This window comes from Roseofilum sp. (assembly GCF_982964205.1).
This window is the reverse complement of record NZ_CEZBFX010000198.1, coordinates 1-4,441: the sequence shown is the minus strand read 5'-3', so window position 1 is coordinate 4,441 and position 4,441 is coordinate 1. Positions and strand designations below refer to the sequence as shown.

At 41.1% G+C, this 4,441-nt stretch carries 3 protein-coding genes; 1 reads left to right on the top strand and 2 read right to left on the bottom strand.

Annotation, left to right across the window (positions count from 1 at the left end):
* Positions 1-128 precede the first annotated feature (128 nt).
* Both AC3A14_RS24135 and AC3A14_RS24130 read right to left on the bottom strand, forming a co-directional pair.
* Complete coding sequence (locus AC3A14_RS24135) at positions 129-1,394, bottom strand: hypothetical protein (protein WP_318733069.1); 1,266 nt, start codon at positions 1,392-1,394, stop codon at positions 129-131.
* A 15-nt stretch (positions 1,395-1,409) separates the two neighbouring features.
* Complete coding sequence (locus tag AC3A14_RS24130) at positions 1,410-1,610, bottom strand: hypothetical protein (RefSeq protein WP_318733068.1); 201 nt, start codon at positions 1,608-1,610, stop codon at positions 1,410-1,412.
* Between the two features lie 77 nt (positions 1,611-1,687).
* On the opposite strand from AC3A14_RS24130, the gene AC3A14_RS24125 reads away from it, so the two are divergent.
* Positions 1,688-3,838: a SpoIIE family protein phosphatase gene (locus AC3A14_RS24125; protein ID WP_487779209.1), complete on the top strand. Its 2,151-nt coding sequence runs from the start codon at positions 1,688-1,690 to the stop codon at positions 3,836-3,838.
* Positions 3,839-4,441 lie beyond the last annotated feature (603 nt).

Sequence of the window (4,441 nt, the reverse complement as noted above, 5' to 3'; positions counted from 1 at the left end):
GCAATGACTTATCTCAATGATACTGTACTCCGTTACAGCGCAAAGCGCTGTATATAGCAGAGAAAGGGAGAGTTAGGACATTTTCTATTGCCTATTCCCTATTGCCTAGCGCGAAGCACTATATGCTTTTATTCAAGATTGGGTTGTGGAAGAATGGGATCGAGGGTAACTTCTAACTGCACATTACTGGCTACTCGACGATCTCCTGAGATCGCCGCCTCAAAACTCCAAGTTTGCTCGTTGACCAAACACTGGACTAAATTTTGATAGGCAATATTAGTATCTTGAGGATTTAAAACCCGCGTATAACTGGGTAAAATCCTCCCATTCTCATCAATAGTAACGAACAAAGTAATAGTTTGACCAAAGTATTCCCGCACACCCGACTCTAGGGGACAAGTGGGATTATCAGAGTCTAAAATTAGAGGTGTTTCTAAAGGTTTAGCTTTAGCCCATTCATCTGGAATATCGATTTGTTGCTCTGGGGGAGGGGGTTGGAGTCCTAAAAGTTTAGGAGAAAATTCGTCCGGTTTAATATCGCCAATATTGGGTAATTCTTCTTCTGCAACAGCCGGATTTTCAGGCAAGGGGTTAACGGGAGAGGCAGAAACTTGAGGGGGAGGAGAGGGAAGTGGAGATCTTACAGGAACAGACTCAATATCTGGTGAAGGAGTCACCAAAGGACGAGGAACGACACTCTGCGTAGGAACCGGAGTACCTTCTGAACTTGGTGTAGGTTCTGGTGTTACAGACGATTCAGGTGAAGGTTCTGGACTTGGCGTTGATTCAGGTGAGGCTTCAGGTGTTGGAATTGGAGAGGTTTCTGGAGTTGGTTCGGGAGTTGGAGACGATTCAGGTGAGGCTTCAGGCGTTGGAATTGGAGATGGTTCTGGGGTGGGTTCGGGAGTTGGAGACAGTGCAGGTGAAGGTTCTGGGGTTGGAGTGGGAGACGGTTGAGATGAAGGTTCTGGGGTTGGAGAAAGTTTGGGAACCGGAAAAGGGGAAAACGTAGGAGAAGGGAAGGGTGCAGGAAAAGCTTCTAAAGAAGGGACTCTCTCTTCCAGTTCAGGCTGTACTTCTGGGACAACTGGAGGTGGACTAGGAGAAGGGGATGGGGGTTCAGGTTCTGTCTCATTGACTGGAGAAGGTGCGGCTTCAGGAGCTGAAGTTTCCTCAACAATAGCCTCAAGCATCTCAATAGGAATAAAGGATACAGAGTCTTGCTCCGTCATCCTCAGACGCAATAGGGGCTGCACTATCCATAACACTAATCCATGTAGCAGGATTGACCCCAAAACTAAAAGCAACCAAAATTGAGGAGAATGGGGCGATTCGCTCCGCGACTCCTTCGGGGAACGCCTCTGATGATAAGATTGATCCCGAATAAAAGACATAACCATTACCTTCAATTAAAAATTAAAAATTGATCGATGATCGCCTTTACAATTACCCGTTCCATGGCTAACTAACGATAGCTCACGCGCAAGTATCCTAACACTTCGCGACCGACTGGTACGCGATCGGTTACTTGCCTCTAGCAACCCATCATCCGTATCATGCTCAGGATTTCCATGGGGCGATCGCGCTATATTAGCATCGCTAGAAGCCATTTACTCCCAACTCAGACCCATTTAAGATTTTTAATTGATATAATCCTTCCCTTGAAACTTAAAGTACTTAACTCACGATGAACGATCCCAATTCTTCTGAATTAAGAGTATCTAACAGTCCATTAAATGATCCATCTTCTAGCAAGCTTCTAATTGCTCAATCAGGGCCAATTCAGTGGTTTAAAAATCTACCCATTCGTCAAAAACAGCTCATTGGCCTTTTTACCTCAGAAATTATTTCCATTATCGGACTCGTGGGTGTCGGTGCGTACTTAATTTTTAAATCCGGACGGAATCAATTAGAACATCAAGCCAAATCTGAATTAGCAGTTACTCAGATAGAATATAATATCAAGATCGATCAAATGGGATTTGGATTTCGAGGACAAGCTGACAATTTAGCGATTATTCAAGTAGCCCAATATCACCATTACGGTCAACTCATTCCTCCCGACTTAGAAGAGGAAGTTCAAACAATATTAGAAAATGAAATCAAAGCACGCCAAATTGAATATGCAACCTTGGTTGGAAAGAATCTCAAAATCATTGTCAATGGTAATCAGAACCGAGCCGGAGAAGTATTTAATCCGAAAAATCTCGTTCAGATCGCTCTGAAAACCGGCGAACAAATAAAAACCAGTGAAATAATCCATTGGCAAGATTTAGAAGCTGAATCTCCCGAACATCTTTCCTTCTTAACGCCTGGAGAAAAAATCCTGATTCGGTATACTATTACTCCAGTCAAAGATCCCCAAACCGATCAACCCATTGCTGTTCTAGTTTCGGGAGATATAGTGAATAAAAAAAGAGAGATTGTCCAATCTACTCTAGAAGCTCTCGATGGTGGATATAGTGGGATCTATCTTTATGATGAAAACAGGCAAAACTTTAACTTAATCACCTCAGTTAAACCCATTGATATAAAAGCACATCAATCTGCCTATGCAGCCGTTCATGGCTCCTATATTTTAGATCTCTCAATACCCGATCTAACTTTTTTACAAGAAGCAATTACTATCCCGAAAAATAGCCTGGTCACCCAACGAATGAAGCTCGAAGGAAAACACTATACATTTGCTGCTAAAGCAATTTATAATTACCAAGGTGAACCCATTGGTGTTTTGGTGAGAGGGACTCCAGAAACTGCCTTAGAAGAGTTAACAAGAGGAAGTCTTCTTTTGCAAGGAATCGTTGCCTCTTTAGCGTTAGGATTTGATATTATTTTAGCTATTTTATTAGGAATCACTATTACTCGCCCAATTAAACGTTTACAAAAAGCAACTCAAGCCTTTTCTCAAGGAGATTTAAGTGCTCGTGCCCCGATCGTGGGAAAAGATGAAATTGGTCATTTAGCCGACAATTTCAATCATATGGCTGACCGAATTCTCAACACTTTTCGACAACTTCAAGAACGCACCGCAGACTTAGCTTTAGCCAATCAGAGAATTGGAATATTAAATGATAAACTTAAGGTGGAAAACTTGCGCTTGAGTTCGGAATTAAATGTCGTAAGAAAGCTTCAGAAGATGGTGCTACCGAACGTGGAAGAATTAGAGAATATTGTGGGTTTAGAAATTTCAGGATATATGGAACCTGCAAATGAAGTGGGTGGAGATTATTATGACGTTCTCAAGCAAGGAGAGCGAGTCAAAATTGGGATTGGGGATGTGACCGGACATGGTTTAGAAAGTGGGATGTTAATGCTGATGACTCAAACCGTGATTCGTACTTTGCAAAATGCGAATGAAACCGATCCAGTACGATTTTTAGATCTATTGAATCAGACACTCTATGACAATTTGCAACGGATGAAATGTGATAAACATATAACGCTAGCAATTTTGGATTATCACCAGGGTAGAGTAAAACTCAGTGGTCAACATGAGCAAGTTATTGTGGTTCGATTAAACGGAGATATTGAGTTGATTGATACGATAGATTTGGGATTGCCTATTGGGTTAGATGAACAGATTTTGGAGTTTATTAGTCAACAGGATATTCAGTTAAATCCTTCTGATGTGATGGTATTATACACGGATGGGATTACAGAAGCGCAAAATAGGGAGAAAGAACACTATGGGTTAGAGCGTTTGTGTACAGTGGTGCAAGAACACCGAGATAAAACTGCCTATGAGATTCGGGAACGGGTGATTGAAGATGTGTGGAGGTTTATTAGGGAAGAAAAGATATTTGATGATATTACTTTGCTGGTTTTGAAACAACGATGAAATGCCTCATATTCACTGGAAAAGGAGTGGGTTCATTTGTCTGGGAGAGCCAGGAAGAGTTAAGACGTTTTATCCCACATTTCGCAGTATTAGAAATAGAATCCGAATTTCAAACAGCCCGATGCCCAAAGTGTGATAAAATCAGGTAAAGAAATTGTCACCTTACCGCCACAACGGGGTCTAATTATAAGTTAAGTATCAATCGCTTGAAATTGCATCATCAAACTATAACATGCTACTAGATCAATTAGTCTTATACGGGATTGCTGGAGAATCAGTATCTACTGATAGTATTGTTATAATCCCAGCGTATTATGAACTATTTGTTAGCTTTAACAGAGATGTGCTCAAATTTGGTTTTTCTCTCAGGAGTTACATGGATGAAAATGGATACAAGATGTCTGAAATATGTTATGCATTCCATCAGTTCTCAAAATACTATAGCCTTTATCGAATTAGTGAGGTACATTAGAAGAGAGGAGTAAAAAACTGGTAAATGAAAGCAGACTTTTTATTGTCCCTCATCTATTTGAGAAACGCTATATAACTAAAGTAGAATTAAAAAGGCTCGATACGAGATCATCCTCGATCGGGTCGATATGC

What these genes read in the sequence shown, in the direction of transcription:
- AC3A14_RS24135 (WP_318733069.1), bottom strand. Translation starts at nt 1,394, where the DNA reads ATGTCTTTTATTCGGGATCAATCTTATCATCAGAGGCGTTCCCCGAAG.
- AC3A14_RS24130 (WP_318733068.1), bottom strand. Translation starts at nt 1,610, where the DNA reads ATGGCTTCTAGCGATGCTAATATAGCGCGATCGCCCCATGGAAATCCT.
- AC3A14_RS24125 (WP_487779209.1), top strand. Translation starts at nt 1,688, where the DNA reads ATGAACGATCCCAATTCTTCTGAATTAAGAGTATCTAACAGTCCATTA.